We start from the raw sequence: 299 nt of genomic DNA, 5'->3' as shown, positions 1-299 counted from the left end.
TCAGATGAAAGAGTGGAAAGAAATAATCAGATAAAATCACAGATAGAAGAAACTAAATAACAATATGAAAAAGAAAAATTACATGAAAGACGTGCAAAACTTGCAGGAAGGGTAGAAGTGATTAAGGGAGGTGCAGCTACAGAAGAAGAAATGAAAGAAAAGAAAATGAGACTAGAAGATGCAGTGAATGCAACTCGTGATGCAGTAGAAGAAGGGGAAGTTGCGGGTGGAGGAACTGCTTTAGTTCAAATATATAAAGGTATGCGAGAATATAGAATAGATGGTGGAGAAGGAATAGG

General features: G+C 36.5%; 1 pseudogene. It reads left to right on the top strand.

What is annotated here, in order from left to right:
* Positions 1–117: 117 nt before the first annotated feature.
* A pseudogene (groEL, locus tag AYC59_RS08355) lies at positions 118–299 on the top strand (chaperonin GroEL); the annotation flags it as partial.

Origin of the sequence: Pseudostreptobacillus hongkongensis (assembly GCF_001559795.1) — a bacterium.
GTDB classification, from domain to species: Bacteria; Fusobacteriota; Fusobacteriia; order Fusobacteriales; family Leptotrichiaceae; genus Pseudostreptobacillus; species Pseudostreptobacillus hongkongensis.
Note: the sequence above shows the minus strand (reverse complement) of the source record. Positions and strands in the feature narration are given on the sequence as shown.